Source organism: Micromonospora sp. NPDC049240 (assembly GCF_040647835.1).
Taxonomy (GTDB): Bacteria; Actinomycetota; Actinomycetes; order Mycobacteriales; family Micromonosporaceae; genus Micromonospora.
Map to the genome: position 1 here is coordinate 383,084 of NZ_JBEZCX010000001.1, position 25,148 is coordinate 408,231.

Below are 25,148 nucleotides of genomic sequence, written 5' to 3' on the forward strand. Positions count from 1 at the left end.
GGCCTCACGCGGTGTCGGCGCACGCCGGCCAGCGTGTGTGGCCGGCGGAACGGGTCGGTCGGCGATGGCCGGGGGTTCAGCGGTGCGACCGACGGGTGAGACGGTCGTAGACGGTCAGGTAGTCGGTCACCATGCGGTCCGCGCCGAAGCGTTGCCCGGCCCGGGTCCGACAGGTGGCCCGGTCCAGTGCGGCAGCCCGGCCGACGGCGTTGACGGCCTGTTCGACGGTCCGCGCGAGGAACCCCGTCACTCCCTCGTCGACGACCTCCGGCATCGACCCTCGCGCGTACGCGACGACCGGTGTGCCGCAGGCCATCGACTCCACCACCGAGAGCCCGAACGGCTCGTCGAAGGCGATCGGGTGCAGCAGCGCGGCGCTCGCGCCCAGCACCTCCGCACGCCGTCGAGGGCCGACCGACCCGAGGAAGACGACCTGCCCGCCGTCGATGTGGGGGGCGACCTGTTCGGCGAAGTACCGCTCGTCCTGGACGATGCCGCAGATGGTGAGCGGCCGGCCGGCGCGGCGGGCGATCTCGATGGCGGTGTGGGTGCCCTTGTCGGGGTGGATCCGGCCGAAGGTGGCCAGTCCGGGGCCGGCGTCGCGGGTGAACGGCAGCCCGGTCAGGTCGACACCGTGGTGCACCGTGGCGACGTAGTCGAGGTCCACGCTCCGGTCGGCGTCGGAGATCGAGACGTAGGACGAGCGGGCCCGGGCGTACGCGGGGAGGATGCCCGGTCCGGAGAAACCGTGCACGGTGGTCAGCAGCGGCGCGCGGCAGTGTTCGGCGAAGGCGAGCGGCAGCCAGTCGAGGTGGCTGTGCACCAGGTCGAACTCCGACGAGCGAGCCATCGCGTGGGAGACGTGCATCGCCTCCCACACCCGGCCGTCCATGGCCGGATCGTCGGCGTACCCGCGGGGGCACACACCGTCGAGGACGGCGGAGGTGACGGAGTCCAGCGTCGCGAACAGGGTCACCTCCACGCCGTGGGTGACCAGCCCCTCGGCGAGCAGCCCGGTCACCTGCTCCCAGGGGCCGTAGTGGTGCGGGGGTGTCCGCCAGGCGACCGGCCCGAGCAGGGCGACCCTCACGGGGACGGCGAGTCGGCGAGGTCGGCCGGATCGAGACGCAGGGTGGCGAGCAGCCCCACGTGCCTGGCGGGGTCCACCCGCTCCGGTAGTTCGCGCTCGACCCAGTCGGCCCTGGCGTGCTGACCGCGCCCGCGCAGCGTCGCGACGATCCGGTGTCTGGCGATCCCCATCATCTGCCCCTCAGGAAGCTGTTCGGAGTGGTTTCGCGTGCCGCCGCCGGGTCAGCGGAGCATCCCTGTTCTCAGTTGGGCCAGCGAGCGCTTCAGCAGCCGGGAGACGTGCATCTGGGACAGCCCGACCCGGGCGGCGATCTCCGCCTGGGTCAGGTCACCGGTGAACCGCATGGTCAGGATCCGGAGTTCGCGTGGGGGAAGCGCCGCGAGGAGCGGTCCGAGGATGAGGTGGTCGTCAACGGCCGTGTAGCCCGCGTCGGCGGTGCCGCTGCGCGTGTGGTGTTCGATGCGTTCGGCCGCGAGCCGTGGCTCGTTCAGCGATGGCAGTCGGTACAGACCGAGGGCGGCGACGGCGGCCCGGACCTGGGCGACGGTCACCTCCAGGTCGTCGGCGAGCTCTCGATCCGTCGGCTGGCGACCGTGTTGCTGCGCCAGCCTGCCCCGGGCCTCGGGCACCCGTGCACCCAGTTCCTGGGTCGGACGCGGGACCCGGATCGCCCAGGCCGAGTCGCGGAAGTGCTTCCGGATGCCACCGAGGATGGTCGGGATGGTGTAGGCGGCGAACGACACGCCGCGGCTGCCGTCGTATCCGTCGACGGCCTTGATCAGGCCGAGCGCGCCGACCTGCGCCAGATCGTCGTAGGACTCCCCGCGACCGGTGTACCGGCGGGCCAACCGGCGCGCCATCGGCAGATTCGCCTCGATGACGCGGTTTCGTAGCCGTACGCGCTCGGGATCGTCGACGTTCAGGGCGGCGCGTTGACGCATCATGTGTTCGCTGATCCCGGCGACCGGGTTCCGCGTCGGAGGTGAGGCGGCGGCTGTGGGTGTCGCGGCAGAGGTGACCATTGTTCCAGTGCCCCTAACGGGCTGGTGGCGGCGAGACTTGCGCCACCGGGGGCCCGGGCGACACCGTCACCGTACGCCCTCATCCTGAGGACCGACACCCGAACGGGTTCCGGGTGTCGAACCGGTCGTCCGGCGGACCCGTGGTTGACCGGGCCCAGCGTGATCTGCTCGCAGTCGGCGACGATCGCCTGGGACGGGTCGGACGGTCGCCGGTCGCGGCTGCGGCACTCCGCATTGACGCCACCGCGCTACCGGCGGCACCGGACGCGACGACGCCGGGCCGATCGAGGCGAGGGAGCGTACGCTGACAGTGTCGCTCGGGACCCCCGGTGACGGACAGCCCACCGCAGACGGACGCCCCGTCCGCGACGCCATCCCGATCGGTCCGGTCGCGGGGCTCCCCGCGCTCCCGGCAGGGCACCGTCCATCGCACGTCGGACCGCGACGGTCTGTCACGGGTCCGCAATCAACCAGACGCGCCGGCGCACCACCGCGCTCAGGCCGGCCGGATGCTCCTCGGAAGGCGGCGGTTCTCATGACCGCACCCCGGAACAGTCATGTTCGATTCCTCCCACGCGAGGGTCACCCCGGCACCGATGACTCTCGTCCGACTCCTCCGCGACCGGCGGTGCAGCGCTCGCGGGTCGGGGGGCTGTGGGTCGCTGCCGTGGTGTTCGCGGTCGTACTCCTGTTGCTGCTCGTCTTCGTGCTGCAGAACGGGCAACCCGCCGAGGTGTCGTTCCTCGGCGCGCACGGCACACTGCCGATGGGGGTGGCCCTGCTGCTGGCCGCGGTTTCCGGGGTCCTGCTCGTCGCCCTCCCCGGCACCGCCCGGATCGTGCAACTCAGAATGCTGGGTCGCCGTCGCACGCGGAAGGCCGGCGTGCCCGAGCATCGTCCGACTCCCCCGGCGGTGAACGGCATCGCCGTCGTCCCGCTGCCGCCCCGCGCAGCGGATCAGGACGGCTGAGCCGTCGCCGTCACGCACCTGTGCGTGACGGCGACGCGCGCCGCCCGGTCACGTGTGTCGTGACCGGGCGGCGGTGGTGCGCGGGATCAGGCGTGGTGGCCGCCTTCGGTCTCCCAGGCGGCGACGTCGTCGTCGGCTCGCGTCAACCGGCCTTGACGGGGCTGGCACGGTACGGACGCCCCACCAGCGGCGCGTGTGCTGTCGGTGGGGCGCGAAGCCGCGAGCATGGTCGCCGTCGCCACGGCGTACGTGGTTCCAGGTGCGACCACGGCCAGGTCGACTCGCAGATCCCGCGCGCCTGTAATGATCACCAGATCGGCCGCGAGGGTGGTGAACCAACCCACTCTCACCACGGCACCACCGACGCCGATCCGGCCGGGGTGCCGGTCCCAGGCATCGGGCTGAAGCATGATCCGTTCGATCACGCCGCCGCGCCGGGCGGTCAGCGCTGTGACGAGGCTGCACAACTCGACGACCGCATCTCGTGACGTCGGCCACCAGCCGCCGTCGAGCATCGCGCCGTCGGACGGCGAGTCGGCCAGTTGCAGGCGTGCCGCCGGTGGCTCAGGAGTGCAGACCCACGTCATGCGGTCCTCGGCAGAGCGGACCATCAGATCCGCCTCTCCGGTACGCCGGCGGCCGGGCGGGTGCCGGACTGCACACTGATGGGGACGGGACCGAACCTGACCATGCGCGGACCTCTTTTGATGGTGGGGCTCCCGGGGAGGGACGAAGGGGTGTCGACGGGGCCAGCCGGTTGCTCAGACCACTCTCGACGGTCAGGCAGACGGTCCGAGCGGAGTACGAGGCGGGTCGACGAGATCGGCCGGGTCGAGGCGCAGGATGGCGAGCAGCCCGGCGTGCTTCTCCGGGTCCACCTGCTCCGGCAGTTCCCGCTCGACCCAGTCGGCCCTGACCCGCTGGCCGCGTTCGCGGAGAAGGCTGACGATCCGCTGTCTGGCGATGGTCATAGGACGTTCTCCCCTGCGGAGCCGCCCGAGAGGGTCGTGCTCACGGCGGCCGTGCGAAAGCACTGTCTGGATCGCACCACAGGCTCGTCACGATGAGAGTGATGATCGGGACCGACCGAGCAGAGTGGTGGCGACGGCTTGGCGGCCACCGGGGACTCGGGTGACATCTTCACCATACGCCTCGCGGCGTGCTCCCACACCGCCCACGCGGAGCAAGCAGCCCACGGCACCGCGTGTTCACGACGATCGCGGTGGGGCACTTGGACGACAACGAGACGCCCACTGCGACGTCGGCGTTCTCCGGTGGCCACCCGGAACTCCGTGACGGCGACAACGGCGCGGGTGGCGACTACTTCCGCGCCGACCGTGCCTGGCTCTACGTCACCATGCTGACCATCGGCTACCTGGTGGGTCGCGGCCTGGCCAAGTCCGTTAGCCGCGCCGCTCACAACGGCTGATCCCTCGCACCACGCCGCCACCCGGTCACCGCGCAAGCGGACCGGGTGGCGGTTCACGTCACCGTCGGACCGCAACGGGTCCGTTGTTCGTACCGTACTGCCGACAGAAGGCGGAGGCGCGGGCGGCGACGTCTCCGCCGGCTGTCGTGACCGCGTTGTGCGCCGCGTGGGCCACCTCACCGCAGGAGCCGCCGGGCGCAGGTGGTTGGCCAACGACAGCCACGCCTCGACCGCCCGTTCCCGCAGCGCCATCCGGCCGGGGTCACCGATCGGCGTCCCGGCCAGCTGCCGCAGCAGGTCGCCGCCGTCGGCCGCACCATGGCGGCTCCGCTTCGCCGGCCGATCGCCGACCGTCACGGGTGTCACGACGCGCGTCATGACGGGGTGTCTTTCACCAGGGTGAGCAGTTGCTGGTCCGCACTCCGGGCCGGCGCCTCGTCGGTCGGTTCGACCGAGGAGGCGGCCGGCGGCGGTGCGGCCGGGTCGGCATGCCGCACGGCCTGCTCGGCTGCCCGCTCGTCCTGGGCCCGCTCGTCGTCGGTGGAGGTGGTGCCGGGAGGCGTTCGATCGGGGGTGGGTTCGCCGCCGGGGTGGTGAACCAGGTAGCGAACGGCGGTGTTGAGTACGGCGAGCAGCGGCACCGCGACCAGGCCGCCGACGATGCCCGCGACGACGACGCCGGTGGCGATCGCGAGGATCACGGCAAGCGGGTGCAGGGCCACCGCACGACCCATGATCAGCGGCTGGAGGAGGTGCCCCTCGACCTGCTGGACGGCGATGACCACGCCGAGGATGATCAGCGCGCTGACCGGCCCCTGGGTGACCAACGCGACGAGCACGGCGACCACGCCGGTGACGGTGGCACCGACAACCGGGATGAAGGCGCCGAGGAAGACCAGCGCGGCCAGCGGCAGCGCGAGGGGTACGCGCAGCACCGCCAGGCCGATGCCGATGCCGACGGCGTCGACGAGTGCCACCAGGACCGTCGCGCGCACATAGGACACCAGGGTGTGCCAGGAATAGTGCCCGGCCCGAGCGGCCGGGACCCGCGCCTGGCGGGGAAGCAGGCGACAGATGAAGGCCCAGATCTGGCCGCCGTCACGAAGGTAGAAGAACAGGGTGAACAGGACGAGGAAGAACCCGGCGGCGAGCTCGCCGAGGGTGGCCGCGGTGCTCAGCGCGCCGGAGGTGAGGGCCGCCTGATTGTCGGTGATCGACGCCTGGAGACGGTCGACGGCACCGTCGAGTTGCGTCTGGGACAGGTGCAGGGGCCCCTGCGCCAGCCACCCCTGGACCTGGTCGACCCCTTCCCCGACCTGGGTGCTGAGATCGTCCAGCTGGGAGACGAAGGTCCGGACGATAAGCGTCAGGCCACCGAAGACGACCGTCAGCCCGGTGACGAGGACCAGCACGGCGGCCAGGGAACGGTTCACGCCCCGCCGACGCAGGGCCGCGGCCAGCGGCTCGAACAGGGCCGCCAGGAGCAGGGCGACCGCGACCGGGATCACCACCACCCGCAGCAGTTCGACGACCCGCACGAGCAGGTACGCCGCCGCGACGAACAGGATGATCCGCCACGCCCACGCGCCCGCCGTGCGTACCCCTGGGGGAAGCCCGTCATCGACGGTGGACGCCCGCTGCGCGGCGGGGACCGTCGCGGTCGTGCCGCCGGTCGGCGGGGAACCGGTGAACGCCGGCGGCTCCCCACCCCGCCGCCGCACCAGGGTGAGACCGCGTCGTGCCCGCCGCCGGGCGGTGTCTGTCCAGGTGGCACCACGTTCCGGGACTCGGGAGAATGTATTTTTCATCGGAGATCCTCAGTTTTGGTACGTCGACCCAGCGCGATCGCGCGGTGGGGTCGAGCGGAGAAGGCGGCCGGAGTCGGGTGTCGCCGAAGGTGGGGTCAGTCGATTCCGCCGAGGACGGGCAGTTCCTCCGGTCGTGCGGCGCCGTGCGGCATCCAGTAGCCGGACGGCGGCAGGTCGCCGCGCATCGTCATAAACTGCCCCACGCCCGTTATCTCCAGCAGCCGCCGGGTGTGGCGCCTGGGACGGCACACGATCAGAGCCGTGTCGGCCGTGAGGGCGACGTGCGCCCGGGCGAGGAAGTTGAGCAGCGTCGAGGAGGCGAAGGTGACGTCGGCCAGATCAACGACGACTTCGGACGGCGCGACGGCGGACAGTTGCTCGACCACGCCCGACAACGCCGGGGCGGCGTCCATGTCGATCTCACCAGCCAGGCACACCAGGGCGGCGAGGCGTCGCGGGGAGGTCAGCACGGTGATGACGTAATGGTCGCCGGACACCTGGGCCATCAGCCTCACCTCGGCATGAGTCACCTGATGCCGGGGGCTTGGGCAACGACCGCGAAGAGGCCGCAGCTCGATCCTACTGCCGCCCGACCCGATACGCGAACGCCCGACGATCGGGGCGGCCGAGGGCTCCATGCGCCGGCGTCGATTCGGGCCTAGGCTGACGGAAACACTCCGCGAGTTCTGCTGCCCCAGCCCTCCGGCGGCACCGCACCGGGAAGGTGCCGCTGTGCTCGATGCAGATGTCCTGAGTTCCTGCCGACCGTCACCGCCGCACCTCGGCACCCCGCGCAACCGCGCCATCGGTACGACGCGTGGCTGACCGCGTCTCGTACCTCAGGAACCTCGTCCTGCGGCGGGCCCTCGGGCCCGACGGCAGGAACGACCTGCTGCGGTGGGTGTGCGACGTCGCCGCGCGGGAACTGTCGGCGTGCGGGGTCGGGATCAGCCTGATGACGGACGACGGGATCCGGGCGGTGACCGCCGCGTCCGACCCGGCCAGCGAACGCCTTGAGGAGTTGCAGTCCATGTTCGGCGAGGGACCCTGCGTGGACGCCTTCACCAGCCGCCGCCCGGTGTTGGTCTCCGATCTTCCCGATCTGATGGCCGGGGAGGGCGGTCGCTGGCCGTTCTACGCTCCCGCCGCCCACGCCGACGGACTCCGCGCGGTGTTCGCGTTCCCGCTGCAGGTCGGCGCCGCCCGGCTCGGCGCCCTGGATCCGCCGGGGCGAACTCCTGACCGAACAGTTGCAGGGCGCATTGAACAGCCGCATCGTCATCGAGCAGGCCAAGGGCGCGGTCGCGCAGGCGACCGGCCTCGGTGTCGACGAGGCGTTCGCCGCCATCCGCGGCTACGCCCGCCGTCACCACCGCAAACTGACCGAGGTTGCCCACGGCATCCTCAGCGATCCCGCGATGCTCGCCCACATCCTCGACGCGTAGCGACCGCCTGTCCGGCCGGTGGCTCACCCGGGGCAGCCGCGCTCTGACACCGCTCGGACGTTGCTGCTTCTCGGGCGGTTACGGGTTGATGCGGCGGGCGGCGAGGCGTGCCGCGTCGGGCCAGCGGACGTCGTGTGCCCAGCCGAGCTTCTCGAAGAGCCAGATCAGCCGGGCGGCGGGATCGAGCTGACCGCGCAGCACGCCGTGACGGGCGCCGGTGGGGTCGGCGTGGTGGGAGTTGTGCCAGCTCTCCCCGAATGACAGGACCGCCAGCGGCCAGAAGTTCGTGGCCTTGTCCTTGCTGGCGAACGGCCGCTCGCCCACGACGTGACAGATCGAGTTCACCGACCACGTGACATGGTGCACCACCGCCATGCGGACCAGCCCGGCCCAGAAGAACCCGGTCAACGCTCCGGTCCACGAGCCGCTGACGAGACCGCCGATCACCGCTGGGAGCAGCAGCGACGCGGCCACCAACGGTCCGAACAGTCGGTCCACGACCCGCAGGTCGCGGTCGGCGAGCAGGTCAGGGGCGAAGCGGGCCTTGTTGGTGATCTCCCGGTTCAGCAACCATCCCAGGTGGGAGTGGAGCAATCCCTTGGCCAGCGCGGGCACGCCGGTGCCGTAGCGCCACGGCGAGTGCGGATCGCCCTCCCGGTCGGTGAACGCGTGATGGCGGCGATGGTCGGCCACCCATTTGGTGGGGCTTCCCTGCACGGCGAGACTGCCGGCCACCGCCAGCGCGATGCGCAGGCCGCGGCGGGCCTTGAACGATCCGTGGGTCAGGTGCCGGTGGAACCCGACCGTCGCCCCGGCCATCGCGATCACGTAGCCCACGACGGCCATCGAGGCGTCCAGCCCGGACAGGCCCCGGCCCCAGGCCAGCGGCACCGCCGCGATCAGCGCCGCGACCGGCAGCACCAGGAACACCCACAACATCACCAGGGAGCCGGCCGACTGAGTGCCCTCGATCAGCGGCTTCGGCGCCGGACGGGTCGTACCCACACCGACGGCGGACAATTCTGCGCTCATCACCACATACCTTCCGACACCGGTCCGATGATCACGTACGCCCGCTGCGGAGCGTTCAGTCGTGCGATCCCGAACTGGAGGACTGACAAGGGAAGGCCGCGAGGTCTGGGCAGCCGTCCGCCGGCTTTGCGGTAGAAGGCACCGCGTTGCCGGCGCAACGTTGGAGTCGGTGACCCCGATACAGAGATGCCCCCTCAGTAACCGGGCGAAACACCGCCCGTCTCGACGTTGCCGTGATCGTTACAGGAGACCGGCGCACGATGAGCGCCGGCTTCCCGGAGGGTCAGCCGGCGAGCGCCCGGCGGCAACGGGCGAGTTCCGCGCGCAGGTCCCGGCGCAGGGCACGGTTCAGGCCGGGCTGGGCGAGCGCTTGGGCGAAGTCGCGGGCCGCCTCGTCCCACCGGCCCAGTCGGGCCAGGGCGGTGCCCCGGTTGTAGCGCGGCACGGGGGCCGCCGACAGCGCCACCGCCCGGTCCAGGTCGGCGAGCGCGGCGGCCACGTCGCCGCGCTCGAACCGGACGGCGGCCCGGTTCGTCCACGCCTCCACCAGTTCGGGGTCCTTGCCCAGGGCACGGGTCAGCAGTTCGTCGGCCTCGGCGGCTCCGCCCCGCTCGGCGCGGACCAGGCCCAGGGTGCACAGCAGTGCGGGCTCCTGCGGAGCGCCGGCCAGCCCGGCACGCGCGCCCGCTTCGGCGGCGTCGAGCGCGCCGCGCTCCACATGCAGGTTGACCAGGGCGATCCGGGCGTCAAGGTGATCAGGGTCGATGGCGAGCACGCGTTCCAGATCGGCGCACGCTCGCCCGGGGCGGCCCCGTTCCTGCTGGAGCATGGCCCGGTTGTAGTACGCCTCAGGCAGGTGCGGTCCCAGTCGGATGGCGGCGTCGTAGTCCTTGATCGCGGCCCGGTTCCGGCCCGCCGCCCGGTACAGGGCAGCGCGGTCCACGTAGTACTCGCAGTTGTCGGGGTCGTGGGCGATCACGGTGTCCAGGTCGGCCAGCGCCCGCGCCTGGTCGCCCAGCGCGAGGTGGACCTGCGCCCGGTTGTGGCGCAGCCGGGCCAGGTCCTGCGGACGTTCGCCGGGGCCGAGTGCGGCCGTCAGCCGGGCCAGCCCGTCGTCGACGCGCAGCAGCGCCTGGTCGGGCCGGCCGGCCCGGCTGTCCAGCAGCGCCAGGCCCTGCTCGTAGAAGACGGTCGACAGCAGCCGCTGGCGGGGGTCGGCCAGCCCGGCGGCGAGGTGCAGCGCCCGTTCCAGCCAGAGTCGGGCCAGCTCCGGGTCCTGGTCGGCCGCCGGCAGGTGCCGGGCGTGCAGCATGGCGGTGGCGTACGCCGCCGACATGGTGATCTTCGGATCGTCGGTGACGGCCCGCGCCTCGTCGTAGAGGTCGAGCGCCTCGGTGGCCCGGTCCAAGGCCGCCAGTGCGGTGGCCAGGCCGGTGGTGAATGCCCACCAGTGCCGCAGGTCTCCGTCCGGGGTGACCGCCGCCCGCCCGCGCCGGGCGACCCGGGCCGCATGGTGGTAGAAGCCGCCGGCCAGGCCGTCACCCAGGGCCCGCCGTAACGCCTGCGGGGTGCGCTCGTCGGGCGCCGGGTCGGGGGCTCCGCCATCGCGTAGGTCGAGGCGCACCGGGGCCGACCCGAGTCGGCGGCCCAGCGCGTCCAGCAGTTCGGCGGTCGTCTCGTCGGCGCTGGCGACGTGATCGAACCGGATGGTCACGGGTCGCCGGAGCGTAGCGGCCCAGGCCTCCACCAGTTCCGCCGCGCCGTAGGCCAGGCAGGCGGTCCGGCGGGCGGGGTGGAACCGGATCGGTTCCTCCTCGGCGGCCGGCCGGGCCGCCGGATCGAGCTGGGGGGCGATCGCGCGCAGTTCGACCGTGTGCCGGGCCGCCAGGCGGGGTCGGTCGGCGGCGACCCGGCCGAGAAAGGCCGAGACCCCGGCGTACGGCCCGTGGTCGCGGTGGCAGTCGTAGCGCTCCGGTCCGCCGGTCACCGCCGTGCCCGCCGCCGTAGAGGCGGGCGCCCGGGAGCGCCCGCCTGGCGGTCAGCTACCAGCACCACTCGATCCACAGCCGACGTGCGCCGGACACCAGGCGGAGTGCCGTGGTGCGACGGATGGTCATCTTCTTCATAGGAACCTCCGATGTGATCCATCTCAGGATTGGCCCAGAGCGTAACGCCCGTCGATGAAGATATGAAGAGTCCTCATACTCCGGTCCGAACTGTTCCGCCAGCTCGGCGCCTACCGGGCAGGCGGGCGGGTGGTGGCCGGGGGTACGGCGTCGCAGGTGGTGCCGTCGGCGGGTAGCACTCCGTCGATCAGTGCGGCGTCAATGGCGGCATCGACGCACGGGCCGCTGGTGCGGTAGGAGGTGTGGGCGACGCCCTCGCGGGTGAGGAGGACGGCGTTCTCCAGCCGATCCGCCATGGCCCCCGCCCAGTGGTACGGGGACACGTTGTCCAGCCGGCCACCGACCACCAGGATCGGCGGGGCGCCGGCGCCGGTGAGTTCCCGCGTGAAACGGTCCTCGTTCTCGACGGGCCACAGCGCACAGTTCAACGCGCTGTAGGCGGCCCGGCTGCCGAGCCGTTCCCCGCGTTCGGCGATCTTCTTCGCCGCCGCGTGATGCTCGGGCAGCTTGCCCAGCTTCGGCCAGTCGACGCACCGGACGGCGTTGTGCGGCTCCTGAAGGATCGCGAACGGACCGCCGAACGGCGCGACCGTGATCTTTGAGACCAAGAAGTGCAGAGGCCGGCGGTCTCCGTGGCGCGGTCCGGGTGACACGCTGCTATGTCGCTGGGAAAGTGGCCGACACGTGGGTCTTGACCGTAGTCAGGCCGAGGTGGTGCCGCGCGGCGATCTCCGCGTCGGTACGCCCGGCGCCGATCTCGGCTGCCACCGACCAGATCCGGACGACCTTCCGATTGCGGGTCTCCTGACCGCGCTCCCGCCCCACCCGCCGGCCGGTCCCGTCACCGCTTCCCGTTCTGCCGAAGGGCTTCCTCGAGCTGGTCCTCCAGGATGATGATGCGGCAGGCGGCCTCCAGGGCGGTGCCCTGGTCGACCATCTCGCGGGCCCGGGCGGCCAGCCGCAGCTGGTAGCGGGAGTAGCGGCGGTGTCCACCGCCGGAGCGGTGCGGGTTGATCAGTTTTGCCTCGTCCAGCCGGCGCAGGAAGTCCTGCGTGGCGCCGAGCATCTCGGCGGCCTGGCCGATGGTGTAGGCCGGGTAGTTCTCATCGCCGAACATGTCATCGGGCTGCTGCCCCATGTCACCTCCACGTCGAGGGCCCCGGCGCATGTGCGCCGGGGCCCAGGGTTACGGGTCAGAACACCTACTGCCGACAGGAACGTCGGCTTGTCATGTCCGCGCCGGCCGTCGTGGACGGCTTCGGGCGCGAGGATCGCGTATGCGTGACCGGAGACCACCTCTCGTTCGATGGAAACTGCGGTGTCCGCCCGGCCTGACGTGACGGCCATGGGCGGGCGATCCACTGGTGTACGGCCCTCCCTTTCCTCTGCTTACTTCCGACACGTGCTCTCGTACGGCCCGCCGGTGTCGGAGCCCACGCGACTTCATGGCCCCGACACGTGCGGCGAGCATCAGGTGCAGCCCCGAAAAGAGCCCTGGCTCCACCTGCACTTCGCCGTCCGTCATGACCTCACGGCCGGACGGCCCGTCCACGTCTTGACGGATCTTCTCTCTCGACTTGAAGAAGAGTATGCCATACCCTGGAAGATGTCTAGTCTCGTCAGCCCAGGTTTTCTGGCGTCGACCGTCACGACCGCAGCGCGGTCGCGGCGGGGGTCCAGGTCGACTCGTCCCCGACGTCGGCAACCGTGATCCCCTTGGCGATCTTCTCCAACTCGGTCCAGGGCAACGTGTCGCCGAGGCCGGTGGCAGTGACCTGGAGGACGACGGTGCCGTCGGCGCTCCAGACGTTGCAGAAGTCGCCGATCGCGAGGCCCGCTTCCCGCGCCCGCCGTTTGGGCACCTGCTGACACCTCGTCGTACCGGGCTCCGGCGACTGGTTCGCGCTGGTGCTCGGCAGGACGAAGATGTGGAAGCCGTCCCTGATGCCGCCCTCGACCGCGTCGTACGGCGCGGTCAGCCCCGAGGTGGGCGCGGCCGGCCGGATGTACGTCGCGCCGCCGTAGTCACCGGCGCGGGCGGTGGCGATGCCGCTGAGGCCGGGCATGGCGTGCGTGCCGGTCTGCAACGGCAGGTAGCCGGCCGGCACGTAGCCCACCGTGAACGGCACCAGGGCCGGCGTCGGCCGGCGGGGCTTCAGCCCGTCGACCAGACCGCCCAGATCCGCGAAGCTCGGCGTGGCCCGGTCACTGGAGATCGACGTGACAGCCGCCCACGAGTTGTCGGCGTACTCCCAGGCGAACAGCTTGTTGCCCGCGTCGATCGGATTCTTCGGGTCCAGGCCGACCGGCAGCGTCGCCTGCACCGCCCGGTGCCCGGCCACGGTGACCTTCCTGCCGTTCCTGATGCCGTCGGGGTCGAAGGCGCCCGGGCGGTAGACGGTCAGGTACGCCCACAGGGACGGTTTCCCTCCGGCGGCCTTCTTCCGGTTCCCGACGGCGTCGCCCAGCGCCTCGGCCTCCGCCGCCGTCATGGGCTTGTCGTTCGAGGTGTGGCGGTCGGAGTAGACGGAGGCGATCTGGTACGCGGTCGACGTGACGATCGGGTCCTGCACGTGCAGCGTGCCGGCGTCGTACCCCTGGAACGTGAAGGTGAACGGCGCGGCGGCGGGCCGGACGGCCCCGGCCGGCCGGGACGCCGCCGCGGCGGCCGGGGCCGGCGGGCCGGCGGTGTCCCGCTCGGCGCCCAGGGTCGGCAGCGTGAACGCGCCGGCGACGGCGACCACGACGAGACCGGCCGCGCCGGCCGACGCGACCCCGGCCCGGCGCCGCCGCTCGGCCCGCCGCCCGGCCACGACGATGTCGTCGGCGGTGCGGCGCATCGGCGGCTCGTCGCCCGTCACGGCGTCCACCAGATCATGCAACTGCATTGGTCCACTCCTCCATCGGCTTCCCGGTGAGTTCGATGCGTTCGCCGCCGAGTGACTCGCGCAGCTTCGCCAGGCCACGGGAGACCTGACTCTTGGCCGTGCCCACGGTGCAGCCGAGGACGCCGGCCGTGTCCTCCAGGCTCAGGTCCAGGTAGTGTCGGAGCACGACCGCGGCCCGCTGCCGGGCCGGCACGGCGTCGAGCGCCGCGCGCAGGCGCATCCGCTCGTCGGTCGCGCCGGCCGGATCCCGCAGCGCGACGTCCGGCACGGCGTCGCCGGCCGACCGCTCGCGCCGCCAGGGGCGGCGGGTCTCGTCGACCGCGGCCCGGTAGACCATGGTCTTGACGTAGAGATCGGGCCGGTCCAGCTTCCGCCAGCGGGGGTAGAGCTTGACCAGCGCGTTGGCCACGGCGTCCTCCGCCGCGTGCCAGTCCCCGCAGGTCATGTACGCCAGCTTGCGCAGCGCCGCCATCTGCGACGTCACGAACTCGCGGAACGCTTGCTCGTCTTCGGCTCTCACGTCGACTGCCTCCTCGTGACGGAGGTAGAACGGAGCCACCCACCCGGGACGTTGCACGGTTCGGAGAAGTAGTTGTGCGGATGCCCGGGAGCACGTGTCAGCGGTCGGCGCGGCACCCGACGAGCAGGCGGGCCACCATGTCCTGGGCGTGCGCGCGCCCGTAGCCCGGGCTGCTGCTCTCCCGCAGCGATGGTGCAATGGCTGAAACCGGTGGGCGACGGTCGTGGGGCGCGACGCGTCGGGCCCGGCACCACCGGCGCGGTGCGGCGACAGGTGCCGTGGACCTCGCCGGGGCCCGGTGCGGAGAGTCGTCCTCCGCACCGGGCCCCGGCGTCGCGCGGGTCAGGCGGCCGCGCAGGTGGCCGTCGCACCGGGGCCGGTGCCGGTGCCCTGGAAGCCGAAGTTGGTCGACTGCCCGGCGCCGACGTGCCCGTTGTAGCTCACGTTGGTGAACCGGATGGTGCCGCTGGTGCCGCTGGCCTGGGCGCTCCAGACGCCGGTGGTCGCGGCGCCGCCGGGCAGCGTGATGGTCACGGTCCAGCCGTTGAGGTCCGCCGAGCCGGCGGTGACCGTCACGCTGGCGGTGAAGCCGCCGGCCCACTGGTTGAGCGACACCGACGCGGAGCAGCCGTTGCCGTTCGGGGGCGGCGTGGTCGGCGGCGCGGTGGTCGGGGGCGCGGTGGTCGGCGGGGCCGTGGTGGGCGGCGCGGTGGTCGGCGGCGCGGTCGTCGGCGGCGCGGTGGTGGGCGGGTTCGGGGCGCCGTTGGCCAGGCTGAAGGCCAGGTCGGGCTGGAACGAACCGGCCGTGTAGCGGCAGCCGTCCGCCTCACCCGGCGGCTTCACCCAGAGGTACGCGTCGATGTTGGCGTCGTTGGTGGCGGTGGTCGGGTACGTCCCGATGCGCCGGTCGGTGTTGTCGTCGCCGCACCAGTCCCCGCTGGCGCCGCCGTTGCGGCTGGTGTCGATGACCTGGCGCTTGCCGGAGATGCCCATGCCGTTGAGGGCGGAGATGACGCCCCGGCCGAAGTTCGCCTCGCTCGAGGTGGGGTTGAAGTTCGACACGTTGGTGAAGAAGCCGTCGGCGTACTGCACGCCGGCGTTCCGGAGCCGGTTGGCGGTCTCGTTCGCGCTGTTCCAGGTGGAGTGGCCGCCGTCGAGGTACACCTTGGCGTTGGGGTTGGCCGACTTGATGGTCCGGGTGGCGGTCGAGATCGCCTGGTTGCGGGCGTTGAGCTCGCCGCTGCTCAGGCACGTCTGGAGCGCCAGCGAGTCGGTCTCCAGGATGATCAGGACGGTCTGGTTACCCAGCCCACGGGCGAAGTTGGACACCCACGTCTGGTACTGGTTGAGGTCGGGCGCGCCGCCCGCGCTGGCCCCGCCGCAGTCCCGGTTGGTGATCTCGTAGACCGAGAGCACCGGGATCTGCTGTGCCGCGTTGGCGGCGCCGACGAACCCGGAGACCTCGGACTGGATGGTCGACGGGTTGAAGTTGGCGAACCAGCGGGCCTGCGGCTGACTCGCGATCTTGTCGCGGATGACGGCGGCCCGTGAGTCGCCGGGGTTGGCGGCGACCCAGCGGACGACCGCCGAACTCGGGTCCCGGTAGAGCGAGCCGGACACCGTGCCGGCGGACGCGTCGCCGATGGTGAGGCTGACGCCGGCGGCCGTGACGGCCGCGACGGCCGCCACGCCGAGGGCCGCGGATCTGCGGCGCAGCGGGGAGAGGATAGCCACGACGTGTTTCCTCCTGATCACATAGATGTATCTAAGTTCATGGGAGCGTTCCCATGAAGGTAGCGGAGTGTGGCACCGCTGCCAAGACGGGAAACACGTCAATGGGCGGATCCGCGACGTTCGCGGACCCGCCCATCGGCCGGCTGCCTCACCCGGCGAAGTAGTCCTCCACCTCCGGACTCTCCTTGTCGCGGTGGACCCCGGTCTTGCACCCGGCGAACGGACCCGCCGGATCCCGCAACGACGACATCACCGGATTGAGATGGTCGCGGTGCCAGGACGCCGGGCCGGACAGCCCGCCCCCCACCCCGGTCAGCTCCTGCCAGGCCAACCAGAGACCGTGCAGGAGGGCGACCGCCTCGGCGTGTTCCCACCAGCGCGGGCACCACGGCGCCCGCGAGGTGACCTCCCGCCCGTAGATCGGCAGCAGCAGGTGCTCCACCCAGACGGCCAGCCCGGCCAGCGCGGCGTCGTACTCGTCGCCGTCCAGGTGCACGATGAACGGCGACCGGCGGGTCGGCGGGGGCGGAGGCGGCGGGGGCAGCTCCGGCGCGCGGTCGACGTCGACGACTGCTTCGGTCATGTGGTCCCTTTCCGATTCGACGGCGGCTACTTGGTCGGTGCCGGTCCCTTCGACTTCGCCTCGGTGTTGGTGAAGGCCGACGTCCGGGTGGAGGTGGCCGAATCGACCGGACCGATCCGGGCCACCTCGCCGCCGGTCACGCGCCGGGCGGACGCCTCGTTGTAGATCGCCCGGACCTGGTTGTTGACCGGCCCCTGGAGACCTGCGCTGTTCAGCGTGCCGATCATCTCGGCGGCCACGCTCTCGTTGTGCTGGTTCGGCGACGAGTGGACGTAGTCCACCCGCCTTTCGACGTACTCCGGCCAGCCGGGATTGTTCTGGATGCTCGCGTCACGGGTGGACGCCGAGCGCACCTCGTCCCAGTTGGCGGAGATGGTGTCCGCCTGCCGGGAGTAGGAGTCGCGGAGCTCCGGCGCCTCGGCGTCGGTGCCGGGCAGGTGGAAGTTGGCCCCGTAGAGGTCGCGGTCGACCGGGTGCTGGTAGACGTTGTTCGCGTCCTCGTGGTGCAGCTCGTGGTCGAGCGTCGCCTGCGCGGTGTACCCGGGCGTGCCCGACTGCGGGTAGTAGGGGTAGGTGGGGTCGTAGGTGATCGTGCTCGGCCCGGACTGGCTCGCCCCCCACCGGGCCGACTGGCCGTCGTCCTGCTGCTGGAACTGGACCCCGCCGACGTTCTGCGCGGCGGTGTCGCGGATGCGTGACGTCTCCGAGTCGGAACTGGACGGGTCCGACGGTGCCCGGCCCCCGCTCACCTCCCGCCGCCGCTGCTCGTACTTCAGCCGGCTCATCTTGATGCTCTCGCTGTGCTGCTTGTCCTTCTTCCCCATCGCACCGTTCCTCTCATCCGCTCGGGTCCGGCCCGCCTTGCCCGGTGCCGGACGATCGACGCACCCCATGACGCGGCGATCCCGGCTCCGGTTCACCGACGCCGCCGGAAAACCGGGCCCGAGCGGCGCGGGCGCCGCTGAACTACCCTCGCCGCCGTGGACACCGCAGAGATCGAGGCACCCGTCGTCGGCGTCACCGTCTATCCGGACCGGGCCCGGGTCACCCGCCGCGGCAGCATCCGGCTGCCCGCCGGCGACCATCGGGTACGCGTCGCGCCACTCCCGCTCGGCCTGCGACGCGACTCGGTTCGGGTCGGCGGCTTGGGCGCGGCCACCGTGCTCGGCGTCGACGTGACCACGTGGCGGCAGGCCCGCAGCACCGACGCGCAGGTGGCCGGTCTGGAGCAGCGACGCCGCGACCTGGCCGAGGAGCTGGCCGGGACCGAGGACGCGGACGGCATCGAGGAGCAGCGCGAGCAGTTCCTCACCCGGCTGGCCGAGCGCGCCGGCGGCACGTACGCCCGGGCGCTGGCCGCCGGCGACGCCGTGCCGGCCGACGTGGCGGCCTTCACCGACTCGCTCGCCGGTCAGCTCGCCGAGTCCCGGGCCCGACGTCGCGGACTGAACCGGCGTCGGACCGAGCTGGCCGAGGAGCTGGCCGCGGTCGAGCGCGACCTGACCGCCGCGCAGGACAAGCGGGCACCGGACCGGCTGGCCGCCGAGGTGACCGTCGCGGTGACGGCCGACGACGCCGAGGTCGAGCTGGAACTGAGCTACCTGGTGGACGGCGCGCGCTGGACGCCCTCCTACGATCTGCGGCTGCTCGACGACACCATGACCGTCACCTGGTTCGGGCTGGTCAGCCAGAGCACCGGGGAGGACTGGCCGGAGTGCGAGGTGCGGCTCTCCACCGCCCGGCCGGCGGCGTCTGCCGGCGTACCCGAGCTTTCGCCCTGGTATCTCGACCGGTTCCGGCCGGCGACACCGCGCGCGATGTCGGCGGACATGCCGGCGCCGCCGGCTCCCGGCGCGGCGCCGGTCGGCGGCGGTCCGGCCCGGTCCGCGGCGCCCAAGCCGCGCCTGCGGGAGAGCGTCGCGGAGGTCGAGCAGGGGGTCAGCGCGGCCACCTACCGGCCGGCCCGGCCGCTGGCGGTGCCGGCCGACGGCAGCGCGCACCGGGCCACCATCGCGGTGCTGGAGCTGCCGGCCCGGCTGGACCACGTGACCGTGCCGGTCCGCGCCGCCGAGGCCCACCTGCGGGCGACGGTACGCAACACGTCGGCGCACACGCTGCTCCCCGGCCCGGCGGCGGTGTTCCACGGCGCCGACTTCGTCGCGGCGACCCGGCTGCCGACGTGGGCGCCGGGCGAGGAGACCGAACTGGCGCTCGGGGTGGACGACCGGCTGCGGGTGGAGCGGAAGCTGCACCGGCGCACCGAGACGAAGGCGACGCTCGGGTCGACCCGGCGGCGGGAGGTGGAGTACCGGATCACCGTCGCCAACCACACGCCGCGACCGGCGACGGTCGAGGTACGCGACCAACTGCCGGTCTCCCGCGACGAGACGGTGGTGGTACGCGAGACGTCGGTGGCGCCGCAGCCGGCGGAGCGTACCGAGCTGGGGGAGCTGACCTGGCGGTTGTCGCTGGCACCGGGCGACCGCGGGGAGATCACGCTGGGCTTCCGGGTGGAGCTCGCCAAGGGTGTCGAGTTGACCGGCTGGCGGGAGTAGCTGTTAGGCGGGGCCCCTTGTTATGCAGAATGCGTTAACAAGGGGCCCCGCCTTTCACGTCAGTGGCGGCGGCGTCCGTACGCCCCGGCGGCGATGTACACGCCGGCCGCGGCGAAGAGCACCTGGAGCAGCAGTTCGATCCAGTCGATGCCGGGCGTGTCGGCCACGCCGAACAGGCCGGCCACGAGGGTGCCCAGGATCGCGGCGACCACACCGATGAGCAGGGTGAGCCAGATCGGGATGTTCTGCTTGCCCGGCACCACCAGGCGGCCCAGCGCGCCGATGATGAGGCCGATGATGATCGCGGTGAGGAAACCGGTGACTTCCACGGGAGCCGTCCTGTTCTTCCGATGGGCTGACGTCTCGTTCGGTGCCCCGCCCGACCCGCCGCCGAAACGCGAGTCGCGTTTTTTCACACAACTGTCATGGCGGGCCCGCCCAGGTCAGGGCCAGAGAAGCTGCGCCACGACCAACGCGCCGACCACGTCCGGTCCCCGGACCACCTGCCGAACGAGATCGACCGGGATCATTCCAACGGGGGTGTCCACGGCGACGCCGCCGTACTTCATCGGCGGCCGGGTGGCGGCCCGGTAGGCAGCGGCCACGGTGCCGAGCACCAGCACCCCGTCGAGCACGCCGACGCCGGCGCGCACCATCGGCAGAGAGACCGCGTACCAGATCAGCACGGACACCGCCGGCACCACCAGGTGCGCCAGGTTGAGCACGGTGTCCCCGCCGCCCAGCGAGCGGCGCAGGCCGGCGGAACGCCCGACGGCACGCAGGCCACCGGTCAACCGGCCGACCGCCAGGAACCCGAGGACCACCTGCGCCGGGCCGGCCAGCGTCGGCAGCGCCACCGCGACCGCGTACAGGGTGAGCAGCAGGCCCACCCAGACCACGAGCGCGCTGGGGTGGCGGACCGGACGCCACAGCTCGGCCTGCACCAGCACGCCGAACCGGCCGAGCGGGCGGAACCGGCGACTCGACACCACGCCGATCGACCGCCAGCGGCGGCTCTCCACCAGACCGGTGAGGAACGACGGGTCGAGCAGCAGCGCGGCGCCGGCCGCCGCGTCCGCCACCTGGGCGCCGCTGACCAGGGACGCCCGGTCCACCGACGGCAGCGCCCGGTACGCCCGGAGGACGGCCACCACGACCGGGGGCGCCGCCGCGAACCCGAGCGCCCAGCCGAGGGACGTCGACGGCGGCGGCACGGAGAACCCGGTCAGGTGACCCGCGACCAGCGCCGCCGCCACCACGGCGGCGGCGCCGAACAACCCTCGGTCGAGGAACCGAGCCCACCCGGCCCGGCGCGGACCGCCCTGGGCGACGACCGCCGACGCCACGGCGAGCGTGCCGCAGGCGGCCCCGGCCACGGCCGAGCCGGCGAGGTCGGTCGCGCCGCCGGCGCCGGTCGCCACCGCCGCGGCCAGACCGACCAGGCCACCACCGGCGACCGCCGCGCCCAGCAGCATGACGAAGCGGGGCAACAGCCAGCCCCGCCGGTCGACCGGCGAGCTGACCACCCAGGACTGCGCGGCCGGCGACACCACCAGCGGGCCCACCGCCCGCAGGCCCCGCCAGGCGAGCCCGGCGACGGCCAGGGCGGCGGCGACCCCGAGCCAGTACCGGTCCCCCGGATCACCCTGCCGGCCCGACGGTGACCCGAGGTAGTCGCGTACCTCGCTCACCAGCGCCCAGCCGTACATGCCGGCGAAGAGCACGAGGACGTAGGCGTCGGTGAGCACGTCACCGAGCGACACCGCCCGGTGGCGTCGCCGGGTCCGCCGCAGCCGGCCCCGGAGCTGACGCGCGTCGGGCGGGCTGCCCGGCCGGACGCCGAGTTCCGTGCTCACGCACCGCCGCCGATCTCGAGCCGGTCGTCCGCCGTCGCCGCCGCCAGCTCGGCGTCGTGCGTCGCCATCAACACGGCCGTGCCCGCCCGCTTCTCGCGCAGCAGCCGGTCGGCCAGCCACGCCCGGCCGCGGGCGTCGAGGCGCTGCTCCGGCTCGTCCAGCACGAGCAGGCGGCGGGGGCGGACGAAACACGAGGCCAACGCCAGCCGCCGCCGCTGCCCGCTGGACAGCGTCGAGGGCAACTGGTCGCGGGCGCGCTCCAGCCCCAGCTCGGCGATCACCTCGGTCACCGTCGCACCGGAGCCCCCATGGGCGTACGCGACGAGTTCGAGGTGCTCCACGACGGACAGGTCCGGAAAGAAGTCGATGTCGTCCAGCGCGGCGGCCAGCAGGGCGCGCGTCCGGGCATCGGTCTCGTAGCAGCGCCGGCCGTCCAGCAGCACCTCGCCCGCGTCGGGGCGGTCCGCGCCCACCACGCACCGCAGCAGCGTGGTCTTCCCGCTGCCGTTCGGCCCGACCACCACGGCGAGCCGGCCGGCGGCCAGGCCGAAGGACACGTCCTCCAGCACGGTCAACTGTCCGAACCGCCGGGTCAGGCCGCGTACCGTGAGCATGTCCACGACTCCACACTGTGGCACAGCGGCGCAGCCGTCCCCCCGTGGCGCAGCGGCGCAGCCGGTCCGGCGCGCCTCAGCGTCGGTGCGCGTCCTCCCGGTCGATCCGCAGTTCCCGCTCCAGCTCGGCGACGACCGTACGCAGGTCGTCCAGGCGCTGGCTGATGGCGATCCGGTCCACCTCGTCCGGCACCCCGTCGCCGTCGGAGTCGTAGTCCGGCGCCAGCCCCTCGGTCATCTCCAGCCGGCGGGCCTCCTCCATCGAGTTGACGATGACGGCGATGAGGATGTTCAGCAGCAGGTTGACCGCGATCATCACGAAGCTGACGTAGTAGAGCAGCGTCCACGGCGACACCTCCAGGCCCTGTTCGAGCAGGTCGGGCAGCGTCTCCAGGGAGAGCAGCACGAAGAGCGTCACAAGCGAGCGGCCGATGTCGCCATACTGCTCGGGATAGCGGTCACCGAAGATCAGCCAGCCGGCCATGCCGTAGACGTAGAGCGTGACGCCGGCCAGCGCCAGGAACGCCGCCACGCCGGGCAGGCTGCGCCACAGCGCCGTGACGATGGTGCGCAGGCCGGGCGAGAAACGAACCAGCCGCAGCACCCGGGCCACCCGCACGAAGCGCAGCACGGCCGGGTCGCCGTGCAGCCACGGGATGAAGATCGCGACGGTCACCAGCAGGTCGAACACGTTCCAGCCGTGCCGGAGGAAGTCCTGCGGCCGGCGCCCGTACGCGAGCACCCGGACGGCGATCTCCACGACGAAGACCACCCGGAACACCCACTCGATGCCGCGCAGCACCGCCGCCGTGGCATCCGGATGCGGGTACGTCTCGATGCCCAGCACCATGCCGTTGGCCATGATGAGCACGACGATCGCGACCTCGAACGGCCGGGACGCGACGATCCGGGCGCACCCGGCCGCCAGTCCCCGTTCCGCGCCGCCCGGACGGCGCGCCCCCCGCTGGGCCGGCACGTCGGTCCGCCGGTCAACCATTCCGACACCCTATGGGTTAACGTCGGCGGATGATCCCGGCGACCGCCTTCGCGCAGTGGATCACACCGGCCCTCCCGCTCTACGGCGACGACCCCGACCGGGCCGACTTCGCTCCCTGAGGCGCGCGACGCCGCCGACGCCTCCACCCGATCCGCACTCCGGGAGCGATGCCCCATGTCCGTCGACGTCTCCATCCGGGCGGTGCTGCGTGCCCCGCAGGTCGCCCGCGTCCTCCTGGGCAGCCAGCTCGGCCGGCTGCCCACCGCCAGCGGCCCGCTGGCGCTGCTGCTCTTCGCCCGCCAGTCGCTGAGCCTGGCAGTCGCCGGCCTGCTGGTCGCCGCGTACACGGCCGGCATGGCGGTGGGTACCCCGCTGCTGGCCCGGGCGGTGGACCGCTGGCGGCAGCCGCCGGTGCTCTGGGCGGCGGCGGTCGTCTCCGGGCTCGGCTTCGGCGCGGTGGCGCTCACCGGTGGGCACCTGGCCGGCGCGGTCACCGGCGCGGCGGTCGCCGGCCTCGGCACCCCGCCGCTGGAGGCGTGCCTGCGTACGCTCTGGCCGGCGCTGCTGCCACCGGGCACGGTGCCCACCGCGTACACGCTCGACATCGCCGTCCAGGAAGTGATCTTCGTGGTGGGTCCGCTGGTCACGCTGCTCGCGGTGACCGTCGGTGGGCCGTCCGCCGGGCTGTTCGCCGCCGCCGTGGTGCAGCTCGCCGGCACCGCGGTGTACGCGCTGAGTCCCGCCGCCCGGTCCTGGCGCGGGGTGGCCGCGGTGCGGCACTGGGCCGGGCCGCTGCGCGTACCCCGGTTCGCGGTGATGATGCTCGGCGTGGTCGGCGTCGGCGCGGCGGTCGGCAGCATCGCGGTGGCGGTGACCGGCTACGCCGAGGCGGCCGGCGACCGGCGGCTCAGCGGTTGGCTGCTGGCCGCGCAGGCGACCGGCGCGCTGGTCGGCGGCCTGTGCTGGACCCGGGTCCGGCCGGGCGGGCCCGGCCGGCTGCCGCTGCTGGCCGCCGCGCTCACCGTCGGTTTCCTGCCGCTGCTGCTGGCGCCCGGCCCGGTGCCGATGGCCGGCCTGCTCGCGGTCAGCGGGCTGGCGCTGCCGCCGGTGCTGACCGCCGTCTTCCTCACCGCCGAGCGGCTCGCCGAGCCGGGCACGGTGGCCGAGGCGTTCGCCTGGGTGAGCACCGCCTTCGTGGTGGGCAGCGCGGCCGGCTCGGCGCTCGCCGGCGTATCGGCCGGCGTCCGGTACGGGCTGGTGGTCGCGCCCGCCGCCGCGCTGCTCGGCGCCGCGGTGCTGTGGACGGTCGCGCGCCCCGCCCGGGTGGACGGGCTCACAGCCAGCCGCGGCGCTTGAACAGCAGGTAGAGCGCCGCGCAGACGGCGAACATCAGGGCGACCGCGAACAGGTAGCCGTACCGCCAGCCCAGCTCCGGCATGTGGGTGAAGTTCATGCCGTAGACGGTGCCGATCAGGGTGGGCGCGAACAGGATCGCCGCCCAGGCGGAGACGCGCTTGACCTCCTCGTTCTGCTCGAAGCTGGCCGCGGTGAGGCTGCGCATCTCCTCGTTCTGCGCCTGCGAGACCAGCGTCGCGTTGACGGTGAGGATGTTCTGGAGCAGGTGCCGGAACCCGTCCACCCGCTCCACCACCTGGGTCAGGTGGTCGGCCACGTCGCGCAGCAGCCGGCGTAGCTCCTCGTCCGTGCCGTAGCGGTCGAAGCCGCCGGAGAGCGCCTCGACGACCTTGAGCAGCGGTCGCGCCGCCCGCTGGAACTGGATCACCTCGCGGCTGAGCTGGTAGATGCGGCGGCTGGCGTTCGGGTCGCCGCCGAACACCTCGGTCTCGATCTCGTCGATGTCGTTCTCCAGGCCGGCGACCACCGGGGCGTAGCCGTCGACCACGCGGTCGAGCACGGCGTAGAGGACCGCCTCGGGACCGAGCGCGAGGACGGTCGGGTCCGCCTCCAGCCGCCGCCGGACGGCCGCCAGGTCGGGCGTGCCGCCGTGCCGGACGGTGATCACGAAGCCGGGGCCGAGGAAGAGGTGCAGCTCGGCGAACTCGACCGCCTCCCGCGCGTCCAGGTACCGGGCGGCGCGCAGCACCACGAACAGGGTGTCGCCGTACCGCTCCAGCTTCGGTCGCTGGTGCGCGTTGATCGCGTCCTCCACGGCCAACTCGGGGAGCTGGAACTCGGCGGCCAGCGAGGCGATCTGCTCCCGGCTCGGCCGGCGCAGCCCGATCCAGGCCATGCCGCCAGCGAGCTGTTGCAGGCAGCGGAACGTGTCGGCGAGACCGACCGGCGACGCACGCCGGACACCGTCGACGTAGACGCCGCTGTCGACCAGCCCTTCGGGCCGTTCCGGCTCGGCCGCGCCGGTGTCGACGGCGTGCTCGTCCAGGCGGCGGCCGAACCCCTCCGGCGGCGGCGTCACGAACCGGTTGTCCGCCATGCCCCTCCCCCGCTGCCCGACCGGCTC

Annotated in this window: 26 protein-coding genes and 1 pseudogene; 6 read left to right on the forward strand and 21 right to left on the reverse strand. The window is 72.8% G+C overall.

Annotated elements, in window-relative coordinates; genetic code table 11:
- Nucleotides 1-76: 76 nt before the first annotated feature.
- From AB0B02_RS01815 to AB0B02_RS01825, 3 genes are read right to left on the reverse strand one after another with little or no spacing between them, the layout of a single operon-like run.
- Complete coding sequence (locus tag AB0B02_RS01815; RefSeq protein ID WP_357293826.1) at nt 77-1,090, reverse strand: glycosyltransferase family 4 protein; 1,014 nt, start codon at nt 1,088-1,090, stop codon at nt 77-79.
- Nucleotides 1,087-1,260 (reverse strand): hypothetical protein, encoded by a 174-nt coding sequence (locus AB0B02_RS01820; RefSeq protein WP_281943218.1) that lies wholly within the window; start codon nt 1,258-1,260, stop codon nt 1,087-1,089. Before AB0B02_RS01820 ends, AB0B02_RS01815 begins: the two co-directional genes overlap by 4 nt.
- Before the next feature lie 51 nt (nt 1,261-1,311).
- Nucleotides 1,312-2,034, reverse strand: coding sequence for a SigB/SigF/SigG family RNA polymerase sigma factor (locus AB0B02_RS01825; protein ID WP_357293839.1), 723 nt, complete (start codon nt 2,032-2,034; stop codon nt 1,312-1,314).
- A 745-nt stretch (nt 2,035-2,779) separates the two neighbouring features.
- On the opposite strand from AB0B02_RS01825, the gene AB0B02_RS01830 reads away from it, so the two are divergent.
- A complete protein-coding gene (locus tag AB0B02_RS01830) occupies nt 2,780-3,082 on the forward strand; it encodes a LapA family protein (RefSeq protein ID WP_357293851.1) in 303 nt (100 codons plus the stop codon).
- 86 nt (nt 3,083-3,168) lie between these two features.
- On the opposite strand, the gene AB0B02_RS01835 is transcribed toward AB0B02_RS01830, so the two are convergent.
- Both AB0B02_RS01835 and AB0B02_RS01840 read right to left on the reverse strand, forming a co-directional pair.
- Complete coding sequence (locus AB0B02_RS01835; RefSeq protein WP_357293863.1) at nt 3,169-3,693, reverse strand: DUF5994 family protein; 525 nt, start codon at nt 3,691-3,693, stop codon at nt 3,169-3,171.
- Between the two features lie 168 nt (nt 3,694-3,861).
- Entirely contained in the window at nt 3,862-4,053 is a 192-nt protein-coding gene (locus AB0B02_RS01840; protein ID WP_281943228.1) for a hypothetical protein, read from the reverse strand.
- A gap of 260 nt (nt 4,054-4,313) precedes the next feature.
- Here AB0B02_RS01840 and AB0B02_RS01845 point away from each other — a divergent pair, with 260 nt between their 5' ends.
- Complete coding sequence (locus AB0B02_RS01845) at nt 4,314-4,511, forward strand: hypothetical protein (RefSeq protein WP_357293877.1); 198 nt, start codon at nt 4,314-4,316, stop codon at nt 4,509-4,511.
- Nucleotides 4,512-4,885: 374 nt separating this feature from the next.
- Here AB0B02_RS01845 and AB0B02_RS01850 read toward each other — a convergent pair whose 3' ends face one another.
- On the reverse strand, nt 4,886-6,319 hold the full coding sequence (locus AB0B02_RS01850) for an AI-2E family transporter (protein ID WP_357293893.1): 1,434 nt from the start codon (nt 6,317-6,319) through the stop codon (nt 4,886-4,888).
- Nucleotides 6,320-6,414: 95 nt separating this feature from the next.
- Nucleotides 6,415-6,825, reverse strand: a complete 411-nt coding sequence (locus tag AB0B02_RS01855) for an STAS domain-containing protein (protein ID WP_357293911.1) — start codon at nt 6,823-6,825, stop codon at nt 6,415-6,417.
- Between the two features lie 395 nt (nt 6,826-7,220).
- On the opposite strand from AB0B02_RS01855, the pseudogene AB0B02_RS01860 reads away from it, so the two are divergent.
- Together AB0B02_RS01860 and AB0B02_RS01865 are read left to right on the forward strand one after the other, a co-directional pair.
- Nucleotides 7,221-7,481 (forward strand): annotated as a pseudogene (locus AB0B02_RS01860) (GAF domain-containing protein); the annotation flags it as partial.
- 100 nt (nt 7,482-7,581) lie between these two features.
- A complete protein-coding gene (locus AB0B02_RS01865) occupies nt 7,582-7,764 on the forward strand; it encodes an ANTAR domain-containing protein (RefSeq protein WP_357293920.1) in 183 nt (60 codons plus the stop codon).
- Between the two features lie 78 nt (nt 7,765-7,842).
- On the opposite strand, the gene AB0B02_RS01870 is transcribed toward AB0B02_RS01865, so the two are convergent.
- The 9 genes from AB0B02_RS01870 to AB0B02_RS01910 all read right to left on the reverse strand — a co-directional run bounded on the left by AB0B02_RS01870 (nt 7,843) and on the right by AB0B02_RS01910 (nt 17,471).
- A complete protein-coding gene (locus tag AB0B02_RS01870; RefSeq protein WP_357293931.1) occupies nt 7,843-8,796 on the reverse strand; it encodes an acyl-CoA desaturase in 954 nt (317 codons plus the stop codon).
- Nucleotides 8,797-9,079: 283 nt separating this feature from the next.
- Nucleotides 9,080-10,783 (reverse strand): tetratricopeptide repeat protein, encoded by a 1,704-nt coding sequence (locus tag AB0B02_RS01875; protein WP_357293938.1) that lies wholly within the window; start codon nt 10,781-10,783, stop codon nt 9,080-9,082.
- Nucleotides 10,784-11,032: 249 nt separating this feature from the next.
- A complete protein-coding gene (locus AB0B02_RS01880; protein ID WP_357293950.1) occupies nt 11,033-11,530 on the reverse strand; it encodes an alpha/beta hydrolase in 498 nt (165 codons plus the stop codon).
- A 233-nt stretch (nt 11,531-11,763) separates the two neighbouring features.
- Nucleotides 11,764-12,060 (reverse strand): helix-turn-helix domain-containing protein, encoded by a 297-nt coding sequence (locus AB0B02_RS01885; protein WP_107154856.1) that lies wholly within the window; start codon nt 12,058-12,060, stop codon nt 11,764-11,766.
- A 508-nt stretch (nt 12,061-12,568) separates the two neighbouring features.
- Nucleotides 12,569-13,810, reverse strand: coding sequence for a hypothetical protein (locus AB0B02_RS01890; protein ID WP_357293961.1), 1,242 nt, complete (start codon nt 13,808-13,810; stop codon nt 12,569-12,571).
- Nucleotides 13,797-14,330, reverse strand: coding sequence for a SigE family RNA polymerase sigma factor (locus tag AB0B02_RS01895; protein WP_281943254.1), 534 nt, complete (start codon nt 14,328-14,330; stop codon nt 13,797-13,799). The genes AB0B02_RS01890 and AB0B02_RS01895 overlap by 14 nt, the downstream gene beginning before the upstream one ends.
- 342 nt (nt 14,331-14,672) lie before the next feature.
- Entirely contained in the window at nt 14,673-16,064 is a 1,392-nt protein-coding gene (locus AB0B02_RS01900; protein WP_357293977.1) for a glycoside hydrolase family 6 protein, read from the reverse strand.
- Nucleotides 16,065-16,212: 148 nt separating this feature from the next.
- Nucleotides 16,213-16,647, reverse strand: coding sequence for a DUF4913 domain-containing protein (locus AB0B02_RS01905; protein WP_281943257.1), 435 nt, complete (start codon nt 16,645-16,647; stop codon nt 16,213-16,215).
- A gap of 26 nt (nt 16,648-16,673) precedes the next feature.
- The gene (locus tag AB0B02_RS01910; protein WP_357293985.1) at nt 16,674-17,471 is read right to left on the reverse strand and encodes a hypothetical protein; all 798 of its coding nucleotides are present in this window, start codon (nt 17,469-17,471) and stop codon (nt 16,674-16,676) included.
- Between the two features lie 156 nt (nt 17,472-17,627).
- On the opposite strand from AB0B02_RS01910, the gene AB0B02_RS01915 reads away from it, so the two are divergent.
- On the forward strand, nt 17,628-19,202 hold the full coding sequence (locus tag AB0B02_RS01915) for a mucoidy inhibitor MuiA family protein (protein WP_357293990.1): 1,575 nt from the start codon (nt 17,628-17,630) through the stop codon (nt 19,200-19,202).
- A 59-nt stretch (nt 19,203-19,261) separates the two neighbouring features.
- On the opposite strand, the gene AB0B02_RS01920 is transcribed toward AB0B02_RS01915, so the two are convergent.
- The 4 genes from AB0B02_RS01920 to AB0B02_RS01935 all read right to left on the reverse strand — a co-directional run bounded on the left by AB0B02_RS01920 (nt 19,262) and on the right by AB0B02_RS01935 (nt 22,669).
- Entirely contained in the window at nt 19,262-19,531 is a 270-nt protein-coding gene (locus tag AB0B02_RS01920) for a GlsB/YeaQ/YmgE family stress response membrane protein (protein ID WP_281943262.1), read from the reverse strand.
- 114 nt (nt 19,532-19,645) lie between these two features.
- Entirely contained in the window at nt 19,646-21,058 is a 1,413-nt protein-coding gene (locus AB0B02_RS01925) for a DUF6297 family protein (RefSeq protein WP_357294000.1), read from the reverse strand.
- Nucleotides 21,055-21,672 carry an ABC transporter ATP-binding protein gene (locus AB0B02_RS01930; RefSeq protein ID WP_357295791.1) on the reverse strand — a complete coding sequence of 206 codons (618 nt, stop codon included), beginning with the start codon at nt 21,670-21,672 and terminating at the stop codon, nt 21,055-21,057. Before AB0B02_RS01930 ends, AB0B02_RS01925 begins: the two co-directional genes overlap by 4 nt.
- A 76-nt stretch (nt 21,673-21,748) precedes the next feature.
- Complete coding sequence (locus AB0B02_RS01935; RefSeq protein ID WP_281943266.1) at nt 21,749-22,669, reverse strand: ion transporter; 921 nt, start codon at nt 22,667-22,669, stop codon at nt 21,749-21,751.
- Between the two features lie 174 nt (nt 22,670-22,843).
- On the opposite strand from AB0B02_RS01935, the gene AB0B02_RS01940 reads away from it, so the two are divergent.
- Nucleotides 22,844-24,025: an MFS transporter gene (locus tag AB0B02_RS01940; RefSeq protein WP_357294012.1), complete on the forward strand. Its 1,182-nt coding sequence runs from the start codon at nt 22,844-22,846 to the stop codon at nt 24,023-24,025.
- On the opposite strand, the gene AB0B02_RS01945 is transcribed toward AB0B02_RS01940, so the two are convergent.
- On the reverse strand, nt 24,003-25,121 hold the full coding sequence (locus AB0B02_RS01945) for a magnesium and cobalt transport protein CorA (protein WP_357294017.1): 1,119 nt from the start codon (nt 25,119-25,121) through the stop codon (nt 24,003-24,005). The two genes, AB0B02_RS01940 and AB0B02_RS01945, sit on opposite strands and share 23 nt — an antisense overlap.
- Between the last annotated feature and the right edge of the window lie 27 nt (nt 25,122-25,148).